We start from the raw sequence: 21,251 nt of genomic DNA, 5'->3' as shown, positions 1-21,251 counted from the left end.
GCTGGCACGTAACTCGATCGACAGCGCCTCAAACTCGAGCGATTCAGCACTCCACCCCAGACTACCTCTCCACAAGTCCCAAAATCTTATCCATAATTTGCGATTTCCCCACTTCAAAATAACCATCGAACGGGCATCCATCCTTCTTCACGCGATCAACAACATTAGTAATTGTGAACGCGTCAGGTGTGAGCCCTTCCTTTACTTCTTCCCAGAATAATGGTGCTGAGACTGTTGCATCATCCCTTTTCCGCGGAGAGTATGGGGCAATTAATGTTTTGTCTTTACCATGCTGTAAATAGTCAATATACAACCGATCTCCTCTGTTTTTTTTGAGTCGCTCCGTTGTAAATAAATCAGGGTGCTCCTTTTCAATTGTCCATGCGATTGCTTGGGTAAAAACCCCTGTTTGATCATATGTCATGCTTTTTTCTGGGATAGGAATGTGTATTTGGATCCCTTTTCCGCCGGATGTTTTGACAAATGAAACAAGTTCAAGGCTGTCGAGCATTTGTTTCAATAGATTTGCAGCCTTAATCGCCAGTGGAAAAGACTCTCTGTCAGGAGGGTCCAAGTCGAATGCGATTTCTGTTGGGGTGTCACTACCGATCGGCTGAAAGGGAATGTGAAATTCAATTGCTCCATGATTGGCAAACCATAAAAGCGAATCCAACGAATCACAAATAAAAAATTCCTCTCCATCAATAGTGATGCTTTTAATGAAGGATGGTGCGTAATCGGGAAGATGTTTTTGAAAAAAAGATTCTTCATTCACGCCATCCGGACAGCGTATAACAGTTAAACGTCGATCATTTAAGTAGGGGAGCATATAAGGTGAAATCTCCCGAATGTAAATAAGCAAGTCACCTTTCGTCATGCCACCCTGTGGCCAGAAAGTCTTATCTGTATTTGAAAGTTCAAATGTATCTGGAGGCATTGTGATATCGATTTTTAATTGATCAAGCGTACAATCAGACGCCGCCATATTAGGCAGTATTTGATTAAATTCAGGCTCTCGCAACTCATTTTTATACAAATCTAATGTGTGGATTTCAGCACATATTGCTGGGGGGAGACTATAGCCATCTGCCTCTTTTGTCCCATTTGCACGAAATAGTTCTTTCAGTGTAGTAAACGCCTCGTCTTCAATCCCATGTTTACATTTCCCAACAGGTATTACTTCATCATGATCAAATACACAAACAGTGAAATAGTCATTTTTGGTATTATAAAATGTCAAAAAGCCATTTATGTTCCGCCAATTTTTGATTTTGAACCAATCTTTATGCTTCTTTTCATCTTCGTAAATACTGTTTATGCGTTTGGCAACCAAGCCTTCCCCTTTATAGTCAAAAATTTTCCCCCACAATTCGTCCGAGTCGTTTGAAAAAGGTACAAAATATAAACGGTTTTCAATCGGATACTTTTCAAAAATGGCAGCAAGCTTTTTTTTCCGTTCAGCAAACTTTTCGTCGACTAGTGTTTCACCCTTGTATGCCAATAAATCAAACGCCATAAAGCTTGCTGGACGATTTGCAGCAGCATTTTGAATCGGTTCCTTATTTTTCAGCCGGCCACGCTTTTGTATTAAGGAAAAGTTAGCCTGATATGCATTATTCAAAACGACCAGTTCACCATCAACCCGGAGCGGAAGAGAATCCTCGATGGACGACTGCTGGGAATGGCATGCCTCAATAATTTCTGGAAAATTTGCAGTTAAGTCTGTATCGTTCCTGCTGATTATGCGGATTGATTCTTTCTCCCAATGAAGAACACAGCGAAATCCATCGTACTTTACTTCATATACCCACTCAGACCCAGTGGGTATATGCTCGCTGGCAATTGGCTTCATTAACTTCACGGCTAACACACTCCTTTTATATTAATGTTGCTCATACTGCGTGAAAATATCAAAAGGATAAAAATAAACCATGGCGGGACACTATGGGGAAAAGGGAGGTTAGAATAATGCACACGATGTGGAAGGGAACCATCAGTTTTGGACTTGTGAACATCCCTGTGAAAATGCATGCTGCAACTGAAAATAAGGACGTGAAATTGCGACAGCTCCACAAGGAATGCCAATCTCCGATAAAATATCAGCGTACATGTCCAGTATGTGATCGTGAAATTGAAAGTGATGAAATAGTAAAAGCATATGAATATGCTAAAAATAAATTTGTTGTGTTGGATGATGAAGATTTAGAGAACTTAAAGAAGGAACAGGCTGATAAAGCTGTTGAAATTGTTGATTTTGTGAAATTAGACGAGATAGATCCAATTTATTTTGAAAAAAGTTACTTTCTCTCGCCGAGTGAAGGTGGAGGGAAAGCATATAGTCTGCTTCGTTCTGCACTTGAGGACACAGGTAAGATTGGGATTGCTAAAATGATTATCCGTTCAAAAGAGCAACTTGCGGTTATCCGTATTTATCAGAATACACTTGTAGTGGAAACAATCCATTTTCCCGACGAAGTTCGTAATGTTCAGGATGTGCCAAATGTTCCAGAAAAGACAGAGACACCGGAAAAAGAATTGGACACTGCTAAAATGTTAATAGATCAGTTGACAACAGAATTTGACCCGGAGAAATATAAAGATGAGTACAGATCTGCCTTATTGGATTTAATTGAAGAAAAGAAAAACCAGGAAGAAGTTACAACAGCGAAAGACAAGCCGAAGCCTGAAAAAGCAACAAATCTGATGGATGCACTACAAGCTTCATTGAATCGTGCCCAGGATGATCAGCAGAAAACCAAAGAAAAAGAAAATACGAATACAAAATCAAAAAAGAAGTCATCAACTCAAAAAAAGAAGGCTGTTAAATAAAACGAGCATGTCACCTTTCCTATAAGAAAGGGGCATGTTTTTTTACACTGACATTTCAATTTTTCATTCCATTTACATTTCAATAACAACCTCAATAAATCAACGGTATGCTGTCGTATTTCTGTTTAGAAACGGGTATAGCATTATAGGGGTGCAAGATTTAAATGTAAAAGGGATGAGAAGCATGGAGCGAAATGCATTTTTTGATAACGCGAAAGTATTTTTAATTTTTCTTGTCGTATTTGGCCATATGATACAGCCCTTTACAGATGGTTCACGGGGAATGAATTCACTTTATTTATGGATTTATACGTTCCATATGCCAGCTTTTATTTTCCTGGCAGGTTTCTTTGCAAAAGGATCCGGGAACAAGAAATATATAACAAATTTAGCTAAAAAATTATTAGTACCATATATTATTTTTCAGGTTCTATATACAGTTTATTACTTTTTTATTGGAAAAGAAGGATGGCAGGCAGGAGTGTTCTATCCGCACTGGTCATTATGGTTTTTGTTTAGTTTGTTCAGCTGGCACATACTGCTTTATTGGTTCAAAAAAATCCCAGCAGTATTCAGTGTAATAACTGCCATAACCATTGGTTTAGCTGTTGGCTATTTTGGAGAAATTGGTCACACATTTAGTTTATCCAGGACATTTGTGTTTTTCCCATTCTTCTTAATGGGTTACTGGCTGACACAAAATCACGTTATGTGGATAAAGCATAAGAGTGCGAAAATAGCATCTGTTGCAATTATGGTGACGGTAGCGGTAGCTATATATATGGCACCTGAATTCAATTCAGGCTGGCTGCTGGCTTCGAAGTCATATAGTGATTTAGGGCAGCCCGAGTTTGGCTTGTTTGCACGATCACTCGTGTATCTTACGTCAGCTATTATGGCATTCAGTGTATTAGCATGGATTCCAAAAACTCAAAATAAATTCACGAAGTTTGGCACAAGAACATTATATGTCTATCTTTTACACGGATTTTTCATTCAATTTTTCCGGCAGGCCGGTTTATTTGAAGTAAATAATGTACTGGAATTTGTTGGTTTAGCTGTGATTTCAGCAGCAATTGTGCTTGTTTTATCAAGTAAACCAATTCAAGTAATAAGCCAGCCATTTATAGAAGCAAATATTTCTAAATTGAAAAGAATGATTAATCAACGACAAAATAAAAATCACCACCATCATGCTTGATTGGGAAAGGGAAGGTGAAAAGAATGAAAATATGTATATTTGGAGCAAGTGGTTACACAGGTGCTTCCATATATAAACTGTTAAAAGAAACTACGGATGTCGATGTGATTGGCACATACCTAACAGAACCAACCATGTTTGATGATTTATATAAACTTGATATTAATCAGCCAGAATCATTTTCCGATTTCTTTAAGAAGGAACAACCGGATGTAGTGGTATGGTCAGTGATGAGCGGTCCTAATGAACATGAACTGGTTGACCAGGGACTTATGCATTTAATCACGCATCTTACACCGCAAACAAAACTAGTTTATATTTCATCTGATTTTGTATTTACCGAGGGTAAAGGACCATATGATGAGGAAGATCCAATGTCAAAACTGCCTGAGGACCATTTACTTGCTAACTATGCGAATGCAAAAGTGAAGGCAGAGCGCTTTATCACGAATGAACTGTCCAATTATGCTATTTTACGCGCTGGGCCAATTTATGGAGAGAATAAAATAGGAAAACTTGACGACCGAACCGATAAGTTATCATATCATCTTCGGTCCGATAAACGAATAGCATTTAGGGATGATTTAATTCGTACGTTTGTTCATGTTGACGATTTGGCAGCTGTAGTAGCCGAATTAGTCCAAAATGATGTTACGGGCGTATATCATGTTGGGCCAGATGAGAACCAAAGTTTTTATGAGTTCATACGGCAAAAGGCTGAGGAATTTGGCTACGATATGAATCTTGTTGAAAAGAAATCGGAGCAAGAGGCAGTGGATCAGGAAGTACCGAAAAATACTTCACTCGATACCAAAAAAATTACGAATATAACGAAACAAAAATTTCGTTAAAACGTATACTATAATACCCCCTTTTATTAATTTATAAATAAAGCACCCCACCATTATGAAATGGTGGGGTGTTTGTTTTTTACCAAAAAATTGTTGCAATTGATATAACTACGACACCGCTCCGGAAATACACTTCACTTTCCGAGGGCAACGCCTTCAGCTTCTAATCAATCAGAAAATCTTTGCCGGTTAAAAAAATTTTAATTGTACAGCTTATCTTTTCAAAAACAACAAACTACACTACTTCTTTAAAATAACATATGCGCTATTAACGTGATAATCGGCAATGTTATCAGTGTTCTCAATAAGAAGATGATAAATAAATCCTTAAATGAGACAGGTACTTTTGAGCCTAGTAGAAGTCCACCAACCTCTGACATGTAAATTAACTGTGTTACCGATAGAGCTGCAATAATAAATCGGGTTATTTCAGCTTCAATGGAGGACCCGATGATGGCAGGCAGGAACATATCAGCAAATCCAATTAGAATGGTCTCGGATGCTGCCTCGGCATATGGAACCTGCATAAGCTCCAATAATGGAATAAACGGAAGTCCAAGCCATGTAAATACCGGCGTGAATTCTGCGATAATCAATGCAATTAACCCAAAAGCCATTACGATTGGCGCAACACCCATCCACATATCGAGGATGTTTTGACCACCTTCTTTAAAAAATTTAGTGACACTTGTTTCTTTCCGACTGCGATCCAATGCTTTTTTATAGCCAAATGTGAATGTATTATAACCCTCTGGAATCTCCTCTTCAATACCACCCTCAGCTTCAGTAATATACGTATTAGCCTTTGTGGACAGCGGTGGTATTCGTGGCATAATTAGTGCCGCAACAAACCCTGCTGCAATTACTGTTAAATAAAACGGAATAAACATATGCATTAGGCCTACTTCACTAATAACCACCAAGGTGAAAGTTATCGAAACAACCGAAAACGTTGTACCAATAACGGATGCTTCACGCTTGGTATAATAGCCTTCCTCATACTGTTTGCTCGTCAGCAGGACACCAATTGTGCCATCTCCGATCCATGACGCAAGGGAATCAATTGATCCGCGTCCTGGAAGTTTAAATAGTGGGCGCATTATTTTGGTCATCAATGTACCAAACAGGTCAAGCAAACCGTAATTCATTAACAGTGGCAGGAATAGGCCTGCAAATAAAAATACGGCAAAAAGCACATGCAGTAGATCGCCTAATAACAACTGTCCTGTAGCTGGGCCATGGATAGCTTCCGGTCCTAAGCGAAAATAAACCATGATTGCAAAAATAGCCGCGAGTACACGTGTTATTGTCCAAAATATATTTACATGGAATAATTGTTGAAAAAAAGGAGTCTTACTAAATGCTTCCATACCAAGAAACCTGGCAACAATGGTCATAACTGCTGTTATTATAATGATGACCATCATAATTGCTGACAGCTGGTTGGCAAGCAGTTCCTGCACCCAACCGGCTAAAACAGCAATCGGTATTGTCATGCCGTCATCAGTTCCAACTGGAGTCATAAATAGGAAGACCCCGAGTAGCGATGGGATGATAAATTTTAAATGATTGTTCATATCATATGAATTATTATTCATAAGTTCCCCCTTGTGAAATGAATAAGGTTTCTTTCCATTATAATTGAATCTTATGATTATGACTAGAAAAAACAGGCTGATCATCGAATAGATGATCAGCCTGTTCTGAATTTGATAAATATTACCTATTATCTATTACCTTTGTCTTTCCCATTTCCATTATTCGATTTCAGCTCAATCTCATATTCAAATGGAACTGGATCTACTTGGTCAGATGGTGCCGAATACCATGTTGTCATATAGTTGGTTCCTTTTTTGAACAGTTGTCTTAATTGTAATGCATCCTCATCCGTAACATTAAATGGGTCAATGTGCATTACTTTGTATTTTCCATGCTTATCTTTATTGATAAATGAAACGGAATAATTGACATAGTCTTCTGCTAGCTCTGCTTTCGACAGGAAATCATCCGTATTAGAGCCATCATAACCTAAACCAATTTCTGGAATAGCGATATTGTCAACAAACCATCCGGTGTCATTATACCCCCAATCTGTTAAATAGCGGAAGGAGATGTGAACCTGCTCACCAGCATATTCGGAAAGATCAAAGCTTTCCTGCTCCCAGTCTTCAGAATGTCCAGTGAATCCAGGCAGGTTTTCCTTAATTTTTGGATAGCCCTCAGGAACTACGTCTGAGCGGGTATTTTCATTAGCGAGACTAGTCCATGTCTGGCCATTGTCAGTTGAAACCTGGACAGCACCAAAGTCCCACTGTTCTTCAATATCCATGTAGTGATCAAAATTAAGTGTTGCCTCAGATACATTGGACAAATCAGCCTCAAAAATTAAATTATGATCAGCTTCATGTCCTTCATTACCCCAGAACACATCGTTTGCTGAACCAAGAGGATCTGCAACAGTCTCCCACTTCATTGGTAAGAAGTCAATGCCATTAAAAGTGATATCCTTAATTTTGCTGTCAAAATCTAATACCTTATAGTCAGCGCCCCATGCCGGAACACCATCTTTTTCATATAGCTTGGCTTTTTCAAAATTCACCGTTGTACCACGTTCAGTTCCTTCGTCATCGACAGGAAGCTCACGTAAGTCAATTAGGTCGAAGCCGTAAATACCTTTTTCACCTTTAACATTATCAGGTTCGTCCATCAAAACAGCCGAAGCGAATTTTTCGTAAACACTCTGGAATGTTTCGTCAATTCCGTTTTCCTGATATGCCTGGTTGTAGCTTTCAATTGAAGTCAATGGACTTTTGGCAACATCTAAAATGAAATCCTGTCCAAATTGTTCATAGTTGTAAAGGGTGAACAGGTAAACCAATCCATAGTCAGCAATCGTTTCCGGACCTGTTTCAGCATTTACATGGTCATCCCAATTTGTTAATGAATTCTCTGGGTGGTCTAGCAGGAAGTTGATTGATCCCGCATCATGGCCATAACCGCCTAGGTATTCGGAAAATGTGGAGAACCCTTCGTTTAGCCAAGATGTTTCAGTTGGATCATTGTCTGCGTGGATCAAGTGTTGCATTTCATGAATAGTGGTGGAGTAGAATGTACCTTCTAATCGTTCTTCCCAATTATTCGCATCAATTGTAATTATGTTACGGTCCATATACTGTTCCAAGGTTTGCCAGAAGAAACCTGCGACAAAGAATGGATAGGTAGGATCCGAGTAGTTGTCATCTTTAATATTATCCACCAGCATGATTACTTTATCGTTGCCATCCTCAGATTGGTAATATCCCTCTGGCAGGCCAACCATCCCAGGTAATGGTGAATTACTTCCATCAAGCGAATCTGGTGTACCAAAGAAATCCGTTACGGTCGGATAGATATTAGATTCAAATTCGTCACGTAACTTGTCTACTTGTTCCTGTGTGACAACTTGTGTATCGCGAGGGTCATCTTCAGGAAAACTAAGGTCATTAGCAACCCAAATTTCTACATTACTACCAACACTGCGTAAGGTAAAATTCTTAAACGCAAGATCACGATCTAAGAATAGTTTGGTCCCGCCATCATATGTGAAATTTTCATCACTTTTAGAAGAACCATCATCTGAGTCACTGTCATTTAGTTCCTCGGCTGACTCCTTAATAGTCTTCCTTGCTTGTTTTTGGAACTCCTCATCCTCGGATAATTTGTTCAGTTGAGACGTAATGTCAACTGTATCCCCATAACGTTCTGCATCCCAATTGGATACATCGTCCCGCAGTTCTTGCGCGTCGTTAGCTGCTACAGGAACTGCTAACGATAAGACTAATGCACTAGCTGAAAAAAATGCTATTAACTTCTTCATAAAAAACCTCCCTGGATTCATAGAATTATATAGCAAGGATTCGCTACATAGTCCTATTATAAACAAGGGGGAAGAAATATTCAAAATATTGGTAATAGTTAATTGTAACTATCTTTGCGACTATTTTCTCACTTTCGTAGATATAAAGAACTATTTTTTGCGCAGAAAAATTAATTTATCGACAGAACTGTACAATGTTTTGGGGAGGGTCAATAATTACAGAACAAAAACTATCCATCCGTGGATGAAATTATTATAATCTAGCTTATTTCAGTATTTACTTCATTTGAAAAAAACTTACTAGAATGCTCTGTGTAATGATAAGTAATATTCGAAAATAGCATAGAAGATTAGTTACGGATGATTATGATACAATAATGGAAACAATGAATTATTTTTACCGAATCTTTCATTTTATCAAGCTATGTTAGACTGGCTGGAAAATGGGGAAAGACATTAACAACGTAAGAAGGATCAGCATATAAAGCTGATATACCATTTCTATTTATTGCTAGAGGGAATTATTTTTGCGATGATTGTGGTAGGTGCTTATATAATTCATAATTTGCGGCACCTATCAAGGATTATTTTTAGTAACGCTTTTAGTTGTTTTTAGAAAACCTTGCTTTTCGCCAAGTCTTAATGGCGAAAGCCTTAGTTGAACTTATGCAGTAAGAAAGGATTTATACTTTTCTTATCTGCTAAAAAAACACTATTAATTTATAATCAGAAGCCAGTAGGGGGTGTAGAGAATGAGTGATATTTTAAGAAAAGGATTTTTATTAGGCCTCGGTGCAGCAGTAAGTGGGAAGGAAAAGCTTGATAGAAAACTGCAGGAGCTCGTTGATAAAAATGAGTTGTCACAGGAGCAGGCAAGGACTGTCATGCGTAACTTCGTTGAAAAAGGCGAAATGAAAACAGACGAGTGGAGTACCAAGCAATTTGAACAAACGCAAGACATGGCAAAGGAACTTGGTTTAGCAACAAAAGAAGAGATCAACGAATTACGCGCACGTATCTCAGTTTTAGAAGAAAAATTGGATGAAGAATAGTGTGAAAGCAGATTTCTGAAGGATAAGTGGTTCAGTTTCGGAGTACGAGTTAAAATTCGTACCCTTAATTGAACCGCTTTTTTTTATCTGGTACGAAATAGACTAGGAAGGGCATTTTCCAATTAGGAATTTCTCTTTTTTGATAGATAAGAATAATGTTAACCGAAAATGAGGTTTGCGGACACCAAAGACTTATTTGGTACAAATGGACTTTATTAACCATGATATTGGTGAAATAAGGGTTCTGTATCCTGATAACTTTGAAAAGGTCCCTTTACATAGAAATAGCGTCTGCTTTGTCCGCTAAAAAGCTTAACGAACAACCAGGTTTTCTATGTTTGTGGTGGATAAAAGTAGTAAATGTTTAATTCCGCAAAAGAAAGGATAATAGTCAATTAAATTACCATATGTAAGAAGGCTGATGATCCCGATGAAAAAAATACTGTTAGTTCCTATATTCCTATTATTAACAGGCTGTGAGATTACTGTACTAAATCCAAATAGTGAGACAGGAAATGACCAGGCATTTTTAATCGTGTTCAGTTTTGCGCTAATGATGGTTGTCATGACTGTCGTCGTTTTATTGTTTGTTAGGTTTGTCTGGAAGTATCGTGAAACAGATGAAAATAGAGGTGCTATTCCAGCTGAAGTAAAAGGAAATAAAAAGCTGGAAATCACATGGACCGTACTGCCAGTTTTGTTAATTGTGGTACTTGCTGTTCCTGCAGTGGCTATTACATATGAACAATCGCCTGACAAAACAGCGGCAACACAAGAGGAAGCTACACATGTTGACGTTACCGCACAGCAATTTGCTTGGACTTTCACGTATGAAAACGGAAAGGAAACGATTAATAAATTGGTTATTCCAGAAGGAGAGACGATTGTTTTCCATTTAAGGTCAAAGGATGTTATCCATTCTTTCTGGATTCCAGAGTTGGCAGGTAAGACCGATGTTCTGCCGAATAAAGAGCTCATTTATGAAATCAAAGGTGCAGAAATCGGAACATATGCAGGTAAGTGTGCAGAATTTTGTGGAACACAACATGCTAACATGCGTTTTACCACAAATGTGGTTTCTGAAGAATCTTATAATCAATGGCTGAAAAAATAAACGAAATACAGCATGGAATTCAGAATAGAGGTGTACCAAATGTCCATACCATTTTTGGATCAACTATTTTCTATGCCATCAGACGTCATATCGGCATGGATTATGACGATTATTATGGGAGTACTTTTAACAATCTATATTTTAAAGAAAAAGAAGCTGCCAATCATTTGGAGTTATATGCGCACAACAAATCATCGGAAAATAGGGACACTCTATATACTGTTTGGTATTTTATTTTTTCTTCGGGCTGGAATAGATTCCTTGTTAATTCGTACTCAGCTAGCAGTTCCAAATAATGATTTCTGGGTATTTCAAGGCGATAAATATAATGAACTCTTTACAACCCACGGCACGATGATGATTTTCTTTGTGGCAATGCCATTATTAATTGGGCTTATGAATGTCGCTGTACCATTACAAATAGGTGCCAGAGACTTGGCATTTCCATTTTTGAACGCGGTTAGCTTCTGGCTGTTTTTAGCTGGTGCTATCTTATTTAATATGTCATTTTTCTTTAATACAGCCCCGAATGCTGGGTGGACTGGCTATGCACCTCTATCGACAGAAGTTTTCACGCCAGATGTTGGAAATGATTACTATGTATTTGGTCTTCAGATATCGGGCCTTGGAACGATATTTTTTGCAATTAATATGATCGTTACCATTATCCGAAACCGTGCTCCTGGTATGAAGCTGACTCGTATGCCCCTTTTTCCATGGTCAAGTTTAATCACGTCATTTTTAATGCTAATTGCCTTTGGTGTATTGTCGATTGCTTTATACTTATTAATGTTTGATCGGATGTTTGGTACAGCATTCTTCTCTGGTAATGAAGGTTCACCTGTCTATTGGCAGCATCTGTTTTGGATTTTTGGCCATCCGGAGGTCTATATCCTTGTCCTGCCTGCCTTTGGTATTTTCTCAGACGTCATTTCAACGTTTTCGAAAAAAAGGATATTTGGTTATCCGGCGATGGTCGTGTCGATTGCTTTAATAGGATTTCTTGGTTTTATGGTTTGGGCACATCACATGTTTACCGTAGGGTTAGGACCAATGGCAAACACATTTTTTGCCATCACGACAATGCTTATTGCTGTTCCGACTGGAATTAAAATATTTAATTGGCTGTTTACGATTCGAGGTGGCGTTGTCAGAGTAACTACACCAATGCTTTTTGCGCTTGGCTTTATTCCTACTTTCGTTATGGGTGGCGTGACAGGGGTTATGCTCTCAGTTGCGGCAGCGAACTTTCAGTACCATGACAGCCATTTTGTTGTGGCACACTTTCACTATACGATAATTGGAGGTACTATTTTAGGTATTTTTGCTGGTCTATACTATTGGTATCCAAAAATTACTGGCAAAGTACTCGATGACAAGCTGGGCAAATTTCATTTCTGGCTATTTGTGGTTGGCTTTCATTTAACCTTTTTGCCGATGCATATTACTGGTCTGGAAGGGATGCCGCGTCGCGTTTTCACATACCAATGGAGTGACGGAATATTCCTTTTAAATCTGACAAGTACAATCGGCGCATTTTTAATGGGGAGCAGTATGTTATTTTTCGGATGGAATATTTATAAAACCCATAAATATGGTGAACATGCTGGTAATGACCCATGGAACGGACGTACGCTGGAATGGACTGTCAAATCACCTTCACCGGAACATCCATTTGATCCTATGCCGGTAGTGAAAGAAATTGATCCATACTGGTATGCAAAGGTTAACAACAAAAGCATGCGAACAACTACAGATACGCGCCCTGCCCCAATTTCGGTGAATACTATATTGCCAATACTGTTTGCGTTTTCGTTATTTGTTATTAGTATCGGCATGATCTATACCTGGTATTGGATGTCGGCTATTGGAGGCACTCTCACTTTCCTTTTATTTATTGTTCGCACGTTAACGGATGAACGGAAAGCGTTATACAGGGAGGAGCATTCACATGAATAAGCAGCAATCAACCATTTTTAAGGATAAACAATTTGGATTTTACATTTATATATTTGTCGAGAGTATTATGTTTGCGACATTGTTTGCCACATATCTGATTTTCACACCGTCATCTGCGGGTCCTAGTCCGAATGAGGTATTTGAAGCCAAAAGCGTCATTTTGTCATCGATTTGTCTGTTGTCCAGCAGTGGAACTTTGATAATTGCCGAGAAGGGATTGGAAAAACGGCAAACTGTTAAGGTTGTATTTGGCATTAGCGTAACATTATTACTCGGGCTACTATTCTTAAGTCTGGAAGTTCATGAGTTTTATAAATATGCTCAGGAAGGTTACAGCATTGGTGTAAATAATTTTCTTTCATCATTTTATGTACTGGTTGGTCTTCATGCGGCACATGTTATGTTCGGTCTGTTCTGGATGATGGTGCTGCTTATTCAATATATTATGAAAATATCATATGGACTATATAGAGAAAAACAGTTGATATTTGCGTACTATTGGCATTTCGTTGATATTATATGGGTATTTATTGTCATTCTGGTTTATCTCCCTTATTTAGTTTAAAATTAGCAATTTAGGAAATTATTACCATGTAAAAGTCGATATCCACAAAAGATAGGGATATTTTATCAGTAATTTTAACAATTTAGCAAATTTTCTGTTGATAACCTTTATAAATAGCGATACAATTAAAAAAGGGGAAATATCGGCGTATCATAATAGGGGGGATATAGCGTTATGAAAAGCTTTTTGCATCTATTGGAGGACACGGAAAAAAAGCTTGGAAGGCAGCTGTACGAGAACGAAGTAGAGTTTTTGCAATGGGTTTATGAACGCTATACGAGGGAGCAGCAGGTAAACGTCTAAATCATTTTTAATCTTGTTTCTGCTTTCACTTACATAATGAACAAGAAATAGTATAATAGAGTAATCTAAAAAGTCTTGGTGATAACCTCCAAGGCTTTTTGTAATTCAGCTTATAGTGTTATACTTAATTGAGTTTAGGATTGAAACAAGGAGTGGTTATCATGGCAGTGGAAACAGATACAATCATACAAAAAATGATGAAAGAGCTAACACAAGCACAGCAGAAAAGCGATGATAATAACGCAGTACAAAAACATATTGAGAATGTACAGCTTCTTTGTGAACTACTATTGGAAGAAAAGCCAAAAGCTGATAGCAGTGAGATTTCAACAGAAGAAATGAAAGCAATGATCGGAGAAAGCAATAATAGTCGAAAGCAAACCATAACACGTCGTAATCATGAAGAAGATGACGATGCAAATGGCAGTTCCTTATTTGACTTTTAACAGCATGAAGAAGAGAGGTGCATTATCATGAAGTTATTTTTAATTCTTGGAGCAATAAACGGATTTCTGGCAGTTGCCCTTGGTGCATTCGGAGCACATGGACTCGAGGGGAAGTTGTCCGAAAAAGCCTTGAAAACGTGGGATAAGGCAGTTAACTATCAAATGTTCCATACAATGGCATTACTTGTAACCGGTCTATTACTAGCAAAATTACAAAGTGGCGGCATGGTCTGGGCAGGCTGGATGTTCCTGGTTGGGATTCTATTATTCTCCGGAACACTATATATCTATTCAACTACCGGCATCAAAACATTTGCGATGATTACGCCAATTGGCGGCGTTGCATTTCTAATTGGCTGGGTGCTTCTTGGGTATGCCGTTATGAAGTATCTATAGCTGAAAAAGAAGTATAGTAGTGACAAGCATAAGCATAGCAGCCTTAACAAACTGTTTAGCGCCATCTGCTGTATTATGCGTGTTGATTGCGATAAGCGCTTCACAGAAAATACTGATAGATAATAAATATAAACTAAACAACATAATGATGAGAATACCTTGAAAGACTGAAATAAGCCCAATGATCACAACTAAAACAAGGGTTATTAATTCAAGGCGAATGAATTTTTCATAAGGATGTCTCATTTGAGTTCCCCCTGTTGTTGATATTAGAAAAACTTGGTTTTGTACCAAGTTTTTCTAACGTTCAATAGTTGTTTATCGCGGTGGATTTTGGGTCATTTGTCCTTCGTTGCCATATGGATATGAATAATTGATTTCCCCTTCAAACGTTACATAGTCGAGGTAGATCATTAGCAGTAAATACCTTTTTCCTGATTGAGGATCGCTTAAAATAATATGATCTCTCCCAGCTGCTTCAATAATTCCTCTGAAAATTTTAGCATTCCACTGGCTGTTACTTTCAAAAGTCATATACACTGTTGCGGCTTTCCCCTCGTTAAGTCGAAGTATATTTTCAATGTACGATTGCTCCATTGGAAGCTGCTCATTACCAGCCTGCAGTTGCCCCATAACATCAGCCTGTTGCTGCTGTTGTGTCGGCTGGTTCTGCGGACTCTGAGGTATTTGTCTAGGGTCATAAGCTGGATAATACGCTGGAGAAAATTGTGGGTAGTAATAGTAAGGATATTGCTGGTAAGAATTTGTAAAGCCCTGATTTACGTTTTTCTCATTTTCACTCATAAAAAAACCTCCTATTTGTATGCTTTTGGACATTCAGATGCTGGGGGACAAAGAAACAATGTGTCTTGTACCTGCCAAGGTCCATTGACCATTGGGCTGAACATGCGCCTTCAGACCTGGTTTGATGCTGGACAGCACCTTACCTTACGTGCAAAAATTTATATCCTTCTGACGAGCTCCTGATAAATTGTTTTGCTCCAAACCCACCAGGACTTTGGAAAATCATCTCTTTTAAATTAGTTATTTTTGTGAATTCGAAGTGGTCAATATGGAGTCGGTTCACACCAGTATTTCCAACCATAAGCATTCCAAGTTTGCCGTCACCTTCAACTTCTGCCCGCATTAACCTTGCCAATAATTGTACTCCAATTTGGTTGTATCTAATTACAGCCACATCAAATACACCTCACTTCTGTAGCTCATGCTGGTTGGGTCTACTAAATATGTGTATGTAAGCATGGGCGGAATAATGACTGTCCTGAAAAGGAATTTTTATTGATTGTAGTGGCTGAAGTTGTTCTTATGAGGTTGAAGAACCTGAATCCGATTGAAACTCCTCCTCCAATTTAAATAAAAAAATTGCCTCGAATATCTCGAGACAATTTTCCGTCAGGCTTAAACATGTAAGTAAGCGTCAATCTCATCTTTTGCCAGGTGGTTTCCAACGAAAAACTCGCCGAACTCACCAAAACGTGCACTTACTTCATCAAAGCGCATTTCGTAAACAATTTTTTTCAGCTGTAATGGATCATGAGCAAAAAGGGTTACGCCCCATTCCCAGTCATCAAAACCGAATGAACCGGTGATGATTTGTTTAATATTACCTGCGTATTTACGGCCTGTCTTACTATGTTCATAAAGTAATTTTGCCCGCTCTTTGAAGTCAACTGAATACCAGTTGTCTTCACCATCGCGACTTTTATTCATCGGATAGAAACTGATATGCTCCCATTTAGGCAGAATCGGTTTCAGGCGTTCCTGTGTTCTGGGATCATCCTCCGCATGTTGAGGGCCATATTTTGAAAGCTCAACAACTGATACATACGAATGGGCAGGAAGTAGAAACTCGGCAAATTTTGATTTATTAAATTCCGTTTCAATATCAGTCAGCTCATTCATAGTTGGACGTAAAAACATAAACATTAAGTCAGCTTTTTGGCCAACAACTTTATATAGAACATGACTTCCATTTTCTTCATTTTCAACTGCTTCCCATTTGCTAAGTAGGTTTTTAAATTCATGAATTGCTGATTCGCGTTCTTCACTGGATGCATATTTCCAGGATGTCCAGTCAATTGTACGTAAATCATGCAAACAATACCAGCCATCCAAGGTTTCAACTGCTTGAACTGCCATTCTATCTCTCTCCTTCATCAATTTGGGATTAATCATCATATGATTTTACTATATCATAATTAGGGAAAGATAATCATGGAATAAGGTTTTGTCACCACTCCGTCAAAATTACTGTAAAAATCAAGGGTGATTTCTTTTAATAGGCTTGATAATCAATTATCATTTTAACTAGAATATAACGCTAATAGGAGGTGCTCAATCATGAGTAATCTTTTTGATCAATTAAGTGATAAAATAAAAACAACTGATAAGTCGATCGTTTTTCCAGAGGGGATGGATGAGCGAATTCTGACCGCAGCAAGCCAGCTTGGTGCTGCTGGTGTTCTAACCCCTGTTTTATTAGGCGACCGGAGTAAGATGAAACAGAAAGCAGAAGAAATTGGTGTCGATATTGCCACATCCAAATTAATGGATCCAAAAGACTTTGCTGAGTTTGAATTAATGGTGGAAACATTTGTTGAACGCCGTAAAGGAAAAGTTACCGCTGAACAAGCACGCGAAATCTTGCTTGATGAAAACTATTTTGGAACGATGCTTGTATACATGAACCAGGCAGACGGGCTTGTTAGTGGCGCGACACATTCAACGGCAGATACCGTTAGACCAGCATTGCAGATTATTAAAACAAAAGATGGGATTAAAAAGACCTCCGGCGTATTTATCATGGTTCGTAACGATGAAAAATATCTGTTTGCCGATTGTGCAATCAACATTAACCCACACAGTCAGGACCTGGCGGAGATTGCAGTAGAGAGCGCGGTTACTGCCGAATTGTTTGATGTAGATCCACGTATTGCGATGCTCAGTTTTTCAACAAAAGGATCGGCTCAATCTGAAGAAACAAATAAAGTTGTTAACGCATTAGACCTTGCAAAAGAAAAAAATCCTTCACTCGTAATCGACGGTGAGTTTCAGTTTGACGCAGCATTTGTTCCAAGTGTTGCCGAGAAAAAAGCTCCGGATTCCGTTCTGAATGGCGATGCAAATGTATTTATTTTCCCAAGTCTTGAAGCGGGAAACATCGGATATAAAATAGCCCAGCGGTTAGGTGAGTTTGAAGCGGTCGGTCCAGTTCTGCAGGGGCTAAACAAACCAGTGAATGACTTATCACGAGGGTGCAGTGCTGACGATGTTTATAAACTGGCAATCATTACAGCGGCACAAGCATAATTGGAAGAGAAAGGCTTACAGCAGGTTAAATTTCTGCTGTAAGCCTTTTTTAAGTTGATATCGTATGCTGATTGGTTGATAAATGAGCTTTTAGGTTGATATATGGATATACAGGTTGATAAAAAGAATATCGGGTTGATATCCAGTTATTGCAGTCGATAAATCAAATCCCCGGTCGATAAACCGCATATCAGGTTGATAAACGAGATTACAGGTTGATAAATGAATTTCCGGGTTGATAAACGATGTACCGGGTTGATATACCGTTATTGCAGTCGATAAATCACTGCATCCCAGCAATCCTCTCATTCCGCTTAACCATTTGCTCATATCTAGTTTTAAAAGCCTCCAGTTCATCAGCGGAAAAGTCATCCGTTACAATCGTGTCACTAAAGTGCTCAAGTGATTCTAGAACACGGTCCTTCATCCCATCAACAGTTATTTTTTTCCCTAAAAGTTCAGTTAGTGAAGCCATTGTTGATGGATCAACATCTGGATAGGAAAATTTGGTTTCAGTGTCATTAATTCCCACACTATAAAAATCACGAATTAATGCTGCTCGCTCAACACCTTTTCCTTCCACATCCAAGTATATTTGAATGGCTGCTCCATCTTTCACACGGCGCTGTGAAATTCCGGCAAATTTTCGCCCATCGATACTTAAATCATAGTCTCCAGGGCAATAGGAACCGACAATTTCATATGCTTCTATATCATTCGTCAAATCACGTAGCATGTACTGGATAAAGCTCACCATCGCCTCATAACAATCATGAATGGAAATATGCTTTACATCAGGCAGGACCAGCGAAATATTCAAAACTCCAGCGTCCAGTGCGACTGCTAACCCACCGGAATTCCTGACAATAACATGATATCCCTGTTCGTTTAGCAGCTCTACGCCTTCTTCAATAAAAGGCAATCGTGCGTCAGGGATGCCTAACACAACAGTGTCAGGGTGTACCCACAACCTTATTGCCGGAGCAGTGTTTTTTCCGCCGACAGATAGCGCCAGTACATCATCGATTGCAAACGACGTTAAAGCTGTATAGGCTTTTTTATCAAAAAAATTTTCTTTTGAATGATCAAGATAGCGAAACTGCTTGTGCCTGATGATATCCTTCCAGTTTTTCATAGTTTTCTCCTTCTGCTTAAAAAGATTGGCTCTTTTATCCTTAGGTTATTCATTATATAATAAAATAAATAATGTCGAAAAGAAACGGGTTGTAAAAATGGCGTATAAAGATGAACAATTAAATGAAGAAAAAGTATTTAAAGATCCCGTCCATAGATATGTTCACGTAAAGGATCGTGTTATCTGGGATTTGATTGCAGCACCGGAATTCCAGCGATTACGCCGGATTAAACAGCTTGGAACAACTAATTTAACGTTTCATGGAGCAGAACATAGCCGCTTCAACCATTCATTAGGCGTTTATGAAATTGTCCGCCGGATTCTTTATAATTTTGAAAACCGCCCGCATTGGAATGATGATGAGCGCCTGCTGTGCTTATGTGCTGCTTTACTGCATGACCTGGGTCATGGACCGTTTTCTCATTCGTTTGAAAAAGTATTTAAGCTTGATCATGAGTATTTTACCCAGCAAATTATTATGGGTGACACACATATACATACAATTTTAGAGCGCGTTTCACCTGGTTTTTCTAAAAAGGTTGCCGACGTGATTGATAAAACATACGAGGACAAGTTAGTTGTCAGTCTCATTTCAAGCCAGATTGATGCTGATCGGATGGATTATCTGCAGCGTGATGCTTATTTTACTGGTGTCAGCTACGGTCATTTTGATATGGAACGAATTTTACGTGTGATGCGTCCGATTGATGATCAGGTTGTCATTAAATCAAGTGGGATGCACGCGGTGGAAGACTATATCATGAGTCGCTATCAAATGTACTGGCAGGTTTATTTTCATCCTGTAACCAGAAGTGCAGAAGTCATTCTGTCAAAAATCCTCCATCGTGCCAAATATTTATTTGAAACAGATTACACCTTTAAACTGAAGCCAATACATTTTATTTCATTTTTTAAGGAAAAGGTTGATCTGGCTGATTATTTGAAGCTGGATGAATCGATTGTCTCGTACTATTTTCAGCTATGGCAGGAGGAAGATGACGAGATTTTGCGTGATTTGTGTGAACGGTTTGTGAATCGTCGCCTGTTTAAATATATTGAATTTAACCCGAACCAGCAAATGAATGAGTGGATGGAGCTTTACCAGTTGTTTCAGGAAGCCGGAATTGATCCGGAATATTACCTTGTTGTCGATTCATCATCTGACCTGCCATATGATTTTTATCGGCCTGGTGAAGAGGAAGAACGACTTCCGATTCATTTGATGATGCCCAACAATGAGTTGAAAGAGCTTTCCCGTCATTCGGAAATTGTTGAAGCTATCTCAGGGAAAAAACGTACGGACCATAAGCTGTATTTTCCTAAAGATTCGTTGGATGACCTTCGTGATGATTGTCCAGCTAAACGAAGAATTTTTGAGTTATTATATGGTGAAGGAGCGGAAAAATAATGTTAACTAATCATGCGAAATTAATGCAATTTTTTTCAGTAGCAAATGAGGTTACTGGTCGGAAAAAGCTGCAGAAGATGATTTATATTTTACAAAAATGTGATATGCCGTTTGAGGAAAAGTATCAATTCCATTTTTACGGACCGTACTCTGAAGAACTTTCACTCCGTACAGAGGAACTATGTAATCTGGGCTTTATTGCTGAGGAAAAAAAGGATAAGAGTAACTATTTTCAATATAATTACAGTATTACCATGGATGGACAGGAATTTCTGAATCAATTTAAATTGGACATGCCTGATATGACAAAGCAGGTTTGGCTATTGAAAGGGAAGAGTTCGCGCTTTCTTGAACTTGTATCGACCATGCTTTATTTTGATGATTTAACGGAGATGGACATGATTGAAAAGATACATACCGTCAAGCCGAAGCAAAAGTATACGAATGATGATATAACTGAAGCAAGTCAGTTTATTAAATCAATTAACCCACCTCATTAATGGTGGGTTTTTATTTTGGCTTTGCTCGCAAATAGGCTGAAGCGCTCCCCCATGGAATGTTTCTACCCAAATAGCGTGAAGCACTCACTTCAAGGCGTATGAGAACCCAAACTCTCTTCAGATAGCGAGAAACGTGTCTTCATCGAAGTTATGAGAACGCGAATGCTGCTTAATTTGTATAGAAAATGTCTTCATCAGGATTATGAGGACGCGAAAGCTGCTTAATTTGTATGGAAAGTGTCTTCATCAGGGTTATGAGGACACGAATGCTGCTTAATTTGTATAAAAAATGTCTTCATCAGGGTT

22 protein-coding genes are annotated in these 21,251 nt (G+C 38.5%); 13 read left to right on the top strand and 9 right to left on the bottom strand.

Annotation, left to right across the window (positions count from 1 at the left end):
- Nucleotides 1–61: 61 nt before the first annotated feature.
- Complete coding sequence (locus ACTWQM_RS03970; RefSeq protein ID WP_443257087.1) at nt 62–1,852, bottom strand: DNA ligase D; 1,791 nt, start codon at nt 1,850–1,852, stop codon at nt 62–64.
- A 116-nt stretch (nt 1,853–1,968) separates the two neighbouring features.
- Between ACTWQM_RS03970 and ku the strand changes: the two genes are divergently transcribed.
- From ku to ACTWQM_RS03955, 3 genes are all read left to right on the top strand, one after another.
- Entirely contained in the window at nt 1,969–2,829 is an 861-nt protein-coding gene (ku, locus tag ACTWQM_RS03965; protein ID WP_443256857.1) for a non-homologous end joining protein Ku, read from the top strand.
- Nucleotides 2,830–3,013: 184 nt separating this feature from the next.
- Nucleotides 3,014–4,030: an acyltransferase family protein gene (locus ACTWQM_RS03960; protein WP_443256856.1), complete on the top strand. Its 1,017-nt coding sequence runs from the start codon at nt 3,014–3,016 to the stop codon at nt 4,028–4,030.
- A 23-nt stretch (nt 4,031–4,053) separates the two neighbouring features.
- On the top strand, nt 4,054–4,881 hold the full coding sequence (locus ACTWQM_RS03955; RefSeq protein ID WP_443256855.1) for a sugar nucleotide-binding protein: 828 nt from the start codon (nt 4,054–4,056) through the stop codon (nt 4,879–4,881).
- Nucleotides 4,882–5,129: 248 nt separating this feature from the next.
- Here the strand turns inward: ACTWQM_RS03955 and ACTWQM_RS03950 are convergent, their stop codons facing one another.
- Together ACTWQM_RS03950 and ACTWQM_RS03945 are read right to left on the bottom strand one after the other, a co-directional pair.
- Nucleotides 5,130–6,479, bottom strand: coding sequence for a YjiH family protein (locus ACTWQM_RS03950; RefSeq protein ID WP_443256854.1), 1,350 nt, complete (start codon nt 6,477–6,479; stop codon nt 5,130–5,132).
- Between the two features lie 128 nt (nt 6,480–6,607).
- Nucleotides 6,608–8,737, bottom strand: a complete 2,130-nt coding sequence (locus ACTWQM_RS03945; protein ID WP_443256853.1) for a choice-of-anchor J domain-containing protein — start codon at nt 8,735–8,737, stop codon at nt 6,608–6,610.
- Nucleotides 8,738–9,489: 752 nt separating this feature from the next.
- Between ACTWQM_RS03945 and ACTWQM_RS03940 the strand changes: the two genes are divergently transcribed.
- From ACTWQM_RS03940 to ACTWQM_RS03910, 7 genes are all read left to right on the top strand, one after another.
- Nucleotides 9,490–9,789 (top strand): phasin family protein, encoded by a 300-nt coding sequence (locus tag ACTWQM_RS03940; protein ID WP_092491410.1) that lies wholly within the window; start codon nt 9,490–9,492, stop codon nt 9,787–9,789.
- Nucleotides 9,790–10,219: 430 nt separating this feature from the next.
- Nucleotides 10,220–10,903 (top strand): cytochrome c oxidase subunit II, encoded by a 684-nt coding sequence (gene coxB, locus ACTWQM_RS03935; RefSeq protein ID WP_443256852.1) that lies wholly within the window; start codon nt 10,220–10,222, stop codon nt 10,901–10,903.
- Nucleotides 10,904–10,942: 39 nt separating this feature from the next.
- Nucleotides 10,943–12,862, top strand: a complete 1,920-nt coding sequence (locus ACTWQM_RS03930) for a cytochrome c oxidase subunit I (RefSeq protein ID WP_443256851.1) — start codon at nt 10,943–10,945, stop codon at nt 12,860–12,862.
- The gene (locus ACTWQM_RS03925) at nt 12,855–13,427 is read left to right on the top strand and encodes a cytochrome c oxidase subunit 3 (RefSeq protein ID WP_443256850.1); all 573 of its coding nucleotides are present in this window, start codon (nt 12,855–12,857) and stop codon (nt 13,425–13,427) included. Before ACTWQM_RS03930 ends, ACTWQM_RS03925 begins: the two co-directional genes overlap by 8 nt.
- Before the next feature lie 174 nt (nt 13,428–13,601).
- Nucleotides 13,602–13,730, top strand: coding sequence for a hypothetical protein (locus tag ACTWQM_RS03920; RefSeq protein WP_443256849.1), 129 nt, complete (start codon nt 13,602–13,604; stop codon nt 13,728–13,730).
- A gap of 161 nt (nt 13,731–13,891) precedes the next feature.
- Nucleotides 13,892–14,176 (top strand): DUF5327 family protein, encoded by a 285-nt coding sequence (locus ACTWQM_RS03915; RefSeq protein WP_443256848.1) that lies wholly within the window; start codon nt 13,892–13,894, stop codon nt 14,174–14,176.
- A gap of 27 nt (nt 14,177–14,203) precedes the next feature.
- The gene (locus ACTWQM_RS03910; protein ID WP_443256847.1) at nt 14,204–14,572 is read left to right on the top strand and encodes a DUF423 domain-containing protein; all 369 of its coding nucleotides are present in this window, start codon (nt 14,204–14,206) and stop codon (nt 14,570–14,572) included.
- Here the strand turns inward: ACTWQM_RS03910 and ACTWQM_RS03905 are convergent.
- The 4 genes from ACTWQM_RS03905 to hemQ form a co-directional block, all read right to left on the bottom strand.
- Complete coding sequence (locus tag ACTWQM_RS03905; RefSeq protein WP_443256846.1) at nt 14,567–14,818, bottom strand: hypothetical protein; 252 nt, start codon at nt 14,816–14,818, stop codon at nt 14,567–14,569. The genes ACTWQM_RS03910 and ACTWQM_RS03905 overlap by 6 nt on opposite strands.
- 72 nt (nt 14,819–14,890) lie before the next feature.
- Entirely contained in the window at nt 14,891–15,376 is a 486-nt protein-coding gene (gerQ, locus tag ACTWQM_RS03900; RefSeq protein WP_443256844.1) for a spore coat protein GerQ, read from the bottom strand.
- Nucleotides 15,377–15,515: 139 nt separating this feature from the next.
- Complete coding sequence (locus ACTWQM_RS03895) at nt 15,516–15,770, bottom strand: hypothetical protein (protein WP_443256843.1); 255 nt, start codon at nt 15,768–15,770, stop codon at nt 15,516–15,518.
- A gap of 221 nt (nt 15,771–15,991) precedes the next feature.
- Nucleotides 15,992–16,732, bottom strand: a complete 741-nt coding sequence (gene hemQ / locus ACTWQM_RS03890) for a hydrogen peroxide-dependent heme synthase (RefSeq protein WP_443256842.1) — start codon at nt 16,730–16,732, stop codon at nt 15,992–15,994.
- 201 nt (nt 16,733–16,933) lie between these two features.
- On the opposite strand from hemQ, the gene pta reads away from it, so the two are divergent.
- Nucleotides 16,934–17,902, top strand: coding sequence for a phosphate acetyltransferase (gene pta, locus ACTWQM_RS03885; RefSeq protein ID WP_443256841.1), 969 nt, complete (start codon nt 16,934–16,936; stop codon nt 17,900–17,902).
- 90 nt (nt 17,903–17,992) lie between these two features.
- On the opposite strand, the gene ACTWQM_RS03880 is transcribed toward pta, so the two are convergent.
- Entirely contained in the window at nt 17,993–18,211 is a 219-nt protein-coding gene (locus ACTWQM_RS03880; protein WP_443256840.1) for a hypothetical protein, read from the bottom strand.
- A complete protein-coding gene (locus tag ACTWQM_RS03875; RefSeq protein WP_443256839.1) occupies nt 18,186–19,037 on the bottom strand; it encodes a lipoate--protein ligase family protein in 852 nt (283 codons plus the stop codon). Before ACTWQM_RS03875 ends, ACTWQM_RS03880 begins: the two co-directional genes overlap by 26 nt.
- 97 nt (nt 19,038–19,134) lie before the next feature.
- Here ACTWQM_RS03875 and ACTWQM_RS03870 point away from each other — a divergent pair, with 97 nt between their 5' ends.
- The gene (locus tag ACTWQM_RS03870; RefSeq protein WP_443256838.1) at nt 19,135–20,445 is read left to right on the top strand and encodes an HD domain-containing protein; all 1,311 of its coding nucleotides are present in this window, start codon (nt 19,135–19,137) and stop codon (nt 20,443–20,445) included.
- Nucleotides 20,445–20,945, top strand: coding sequence for a YwgA family protein (locus ACTWQM_RS03865; protein WP_443256837.1), 501 nt, complete (start codon nt 20,445–20,447; stop codon nt 20,943–20,945). The genes ACTWQM_RS03870 and ACTWQM_RS03865 overlap by 1 nt, the downstream gene beginning before the upstream one ends.
- Nucleotides 20,946–21,251 lie beyond the last annotated feature (306 nt).

This window comes from Virgibacillus sp. L01 (assembly GCF_052246775.1).
Taxonomy (GTDB): domain Bacteria; phylum Bacillota; class Bacilli; order Bacillales; family Amphibacillaceae; genus Lentibacillus.
The sequence above is the reverse complement of the archived record's forward strand: the minus strand, read 5'-3'. Positions and strand labels throughout refer to the sequence as shown.

Excerpts from the sequence above, each read along its gene's own strand:
- ACTWQM_RS03970 (WP_443257087.1), bottom strand. The coding sequence starts at position 1,852 with ATGAAGCCAATTGCCAGCGAGCATATACCCACTGGGTCTGAGTGGGTA.
- ku (WP_443256857.1), top strand. The coding sequence starts at position 1,969 with ATGCACACGATGTGGAAGGGAACCATCAGTTTTGGACTTGTGAACATC.
- ACTWQM_RS03960 (WP_443256856.1), top strand. The coding sequence starts at position 3,014 with ATGGAGCGAAATGCATTTTTTGATAACGCGAAAGTATTTTTAATTTTT.
- ACTWQM_RS03955 (WP_443256855.1), top strand. The coding sequence starts at position 4,054 with ATGAAAATATGTATATTTGGAGCAAGTGGTTACACAGGTGCTTCCATA.
- ACTWQM_RS03950 (WP_443256854.1), bottom strand. The coding sequence starts at position 6,479 with ATGAATAATAATTCATATGATATGAACAATCATTTAAAATTTATCATC.
- ACTWQM_RS03945 (WP_443256853.1), bottom strand. The coding sequence starts at position 8,737 with ATGAAGAAGTTAATAGCATTTTTTTCAGCTAGTGCATTAGTCTTATCG.
- ACTWQM_RS03940 (WP_092491410.1), top strand. The coding sequence starts at position 9,490 with ATGAGTGATATTTTAAGAAAAGGATTTTTATTAGGCCTCGGTGCAGCA.
- coxB (WP_443256852.1), top strand. The coding sequence starts at position 10,220 with ATGAAAAAAATACTGTTAGTTCCTATATTCCTATTATTAACAGGCTGT.
- ACTWQM_RS03930 (WP_443256851.1), top strand. The coding sequence starts at position 10,943 with ATGTCCATACCATTTTTGGATCAACTATTTTCTATGCCATCAGACGTC.
- ACTWQM_RS03925 (WP_443256850.1), top strand. The coding sequence starts at position 12,855 with ATGAATAAGCAGCAATCAACCATTTTTAAGGATAAACAATTTGGATTT.
- ACTWQM_RS03920 (WP_443256849.1), top strand. The coding sequence starts at position 13,602 with ATGAAAAGCTTTTTGCATCTATTGGAGGACACGGAAAAAAAGCTTGGA.
- ACTWQM_RS03915 (WP_443256848.1), top strand. The coding sequence starts at position 13,892 with ATGGCAGTGGAAACAGATACAATCATACAAAAAATGATGAAAGAGCTA.
- ACTWQM_RS03910 (WP_443256847.1), top strand. The coding sequence starts at position 14,204 with ATGAAGTTATTTTTAATTCTTGGAGCAATAAACGGATTTCTGGCAGTT.
- ACTWQM_RS03905 (WP_443256846.1), bottom strand. The coding sequence starts at position 14,818 with ATGAGACATCCTTATGAAAAATTCATTCGCCTTGAATTAATAACCCTT.
- gerQ (WP_443256844.1), bottom strand. The coding sequence starts at position 15,376 with ATGAGTGAAAATGAGAAAAACGTAAATCAGGGCTTTACAAATTCTTAC.
- hemQ (WP_443256842.1), bottom strand. The coding sequence starts at position 16,732 with ATGGCAGTTCAAGCAGTTGAAACCTTGGATGGCTGGTATTGTTTGCAT.
- pta (WP_443256841.1), top strand. The coding sequence starts at position 16,934 with ATGAGTAATCTTTTTGATCAATTAAGTGATAAAATAAAAACAACTGAT.
- ACTWQM_RS03880 (WP_443256840.1), bottom strand. The coding sequence starts at position 18,211 with ATGAGAGGATTGCTGGGATGCAGTGATTTATCGACTGCAATAACGGTA.
- ACTWQM_RS03875 (WP_443256839.1), bottom strand. The coding sequence starts at position 19,037 with ATGAAAAACTGGAAGGATATCATCAGGCACAAGCAGTTTCGCTATCTT.
- ACTWQM_RS03870 (WP_443256838.1), top strand. The coding sequence starts at position 19,135 with ATGGCGTATAAAGATGAACAATTAAATGAAGAAAAAGTATTTAAAGAT.
- ACTWQM_RS03865 (WP_443256837.1), top strand. The coding sequence starts at position 20,445 with ATGTTAACTAATCATGCGAAATTAATGCAATTTTTTTCAGTAGCAAAT.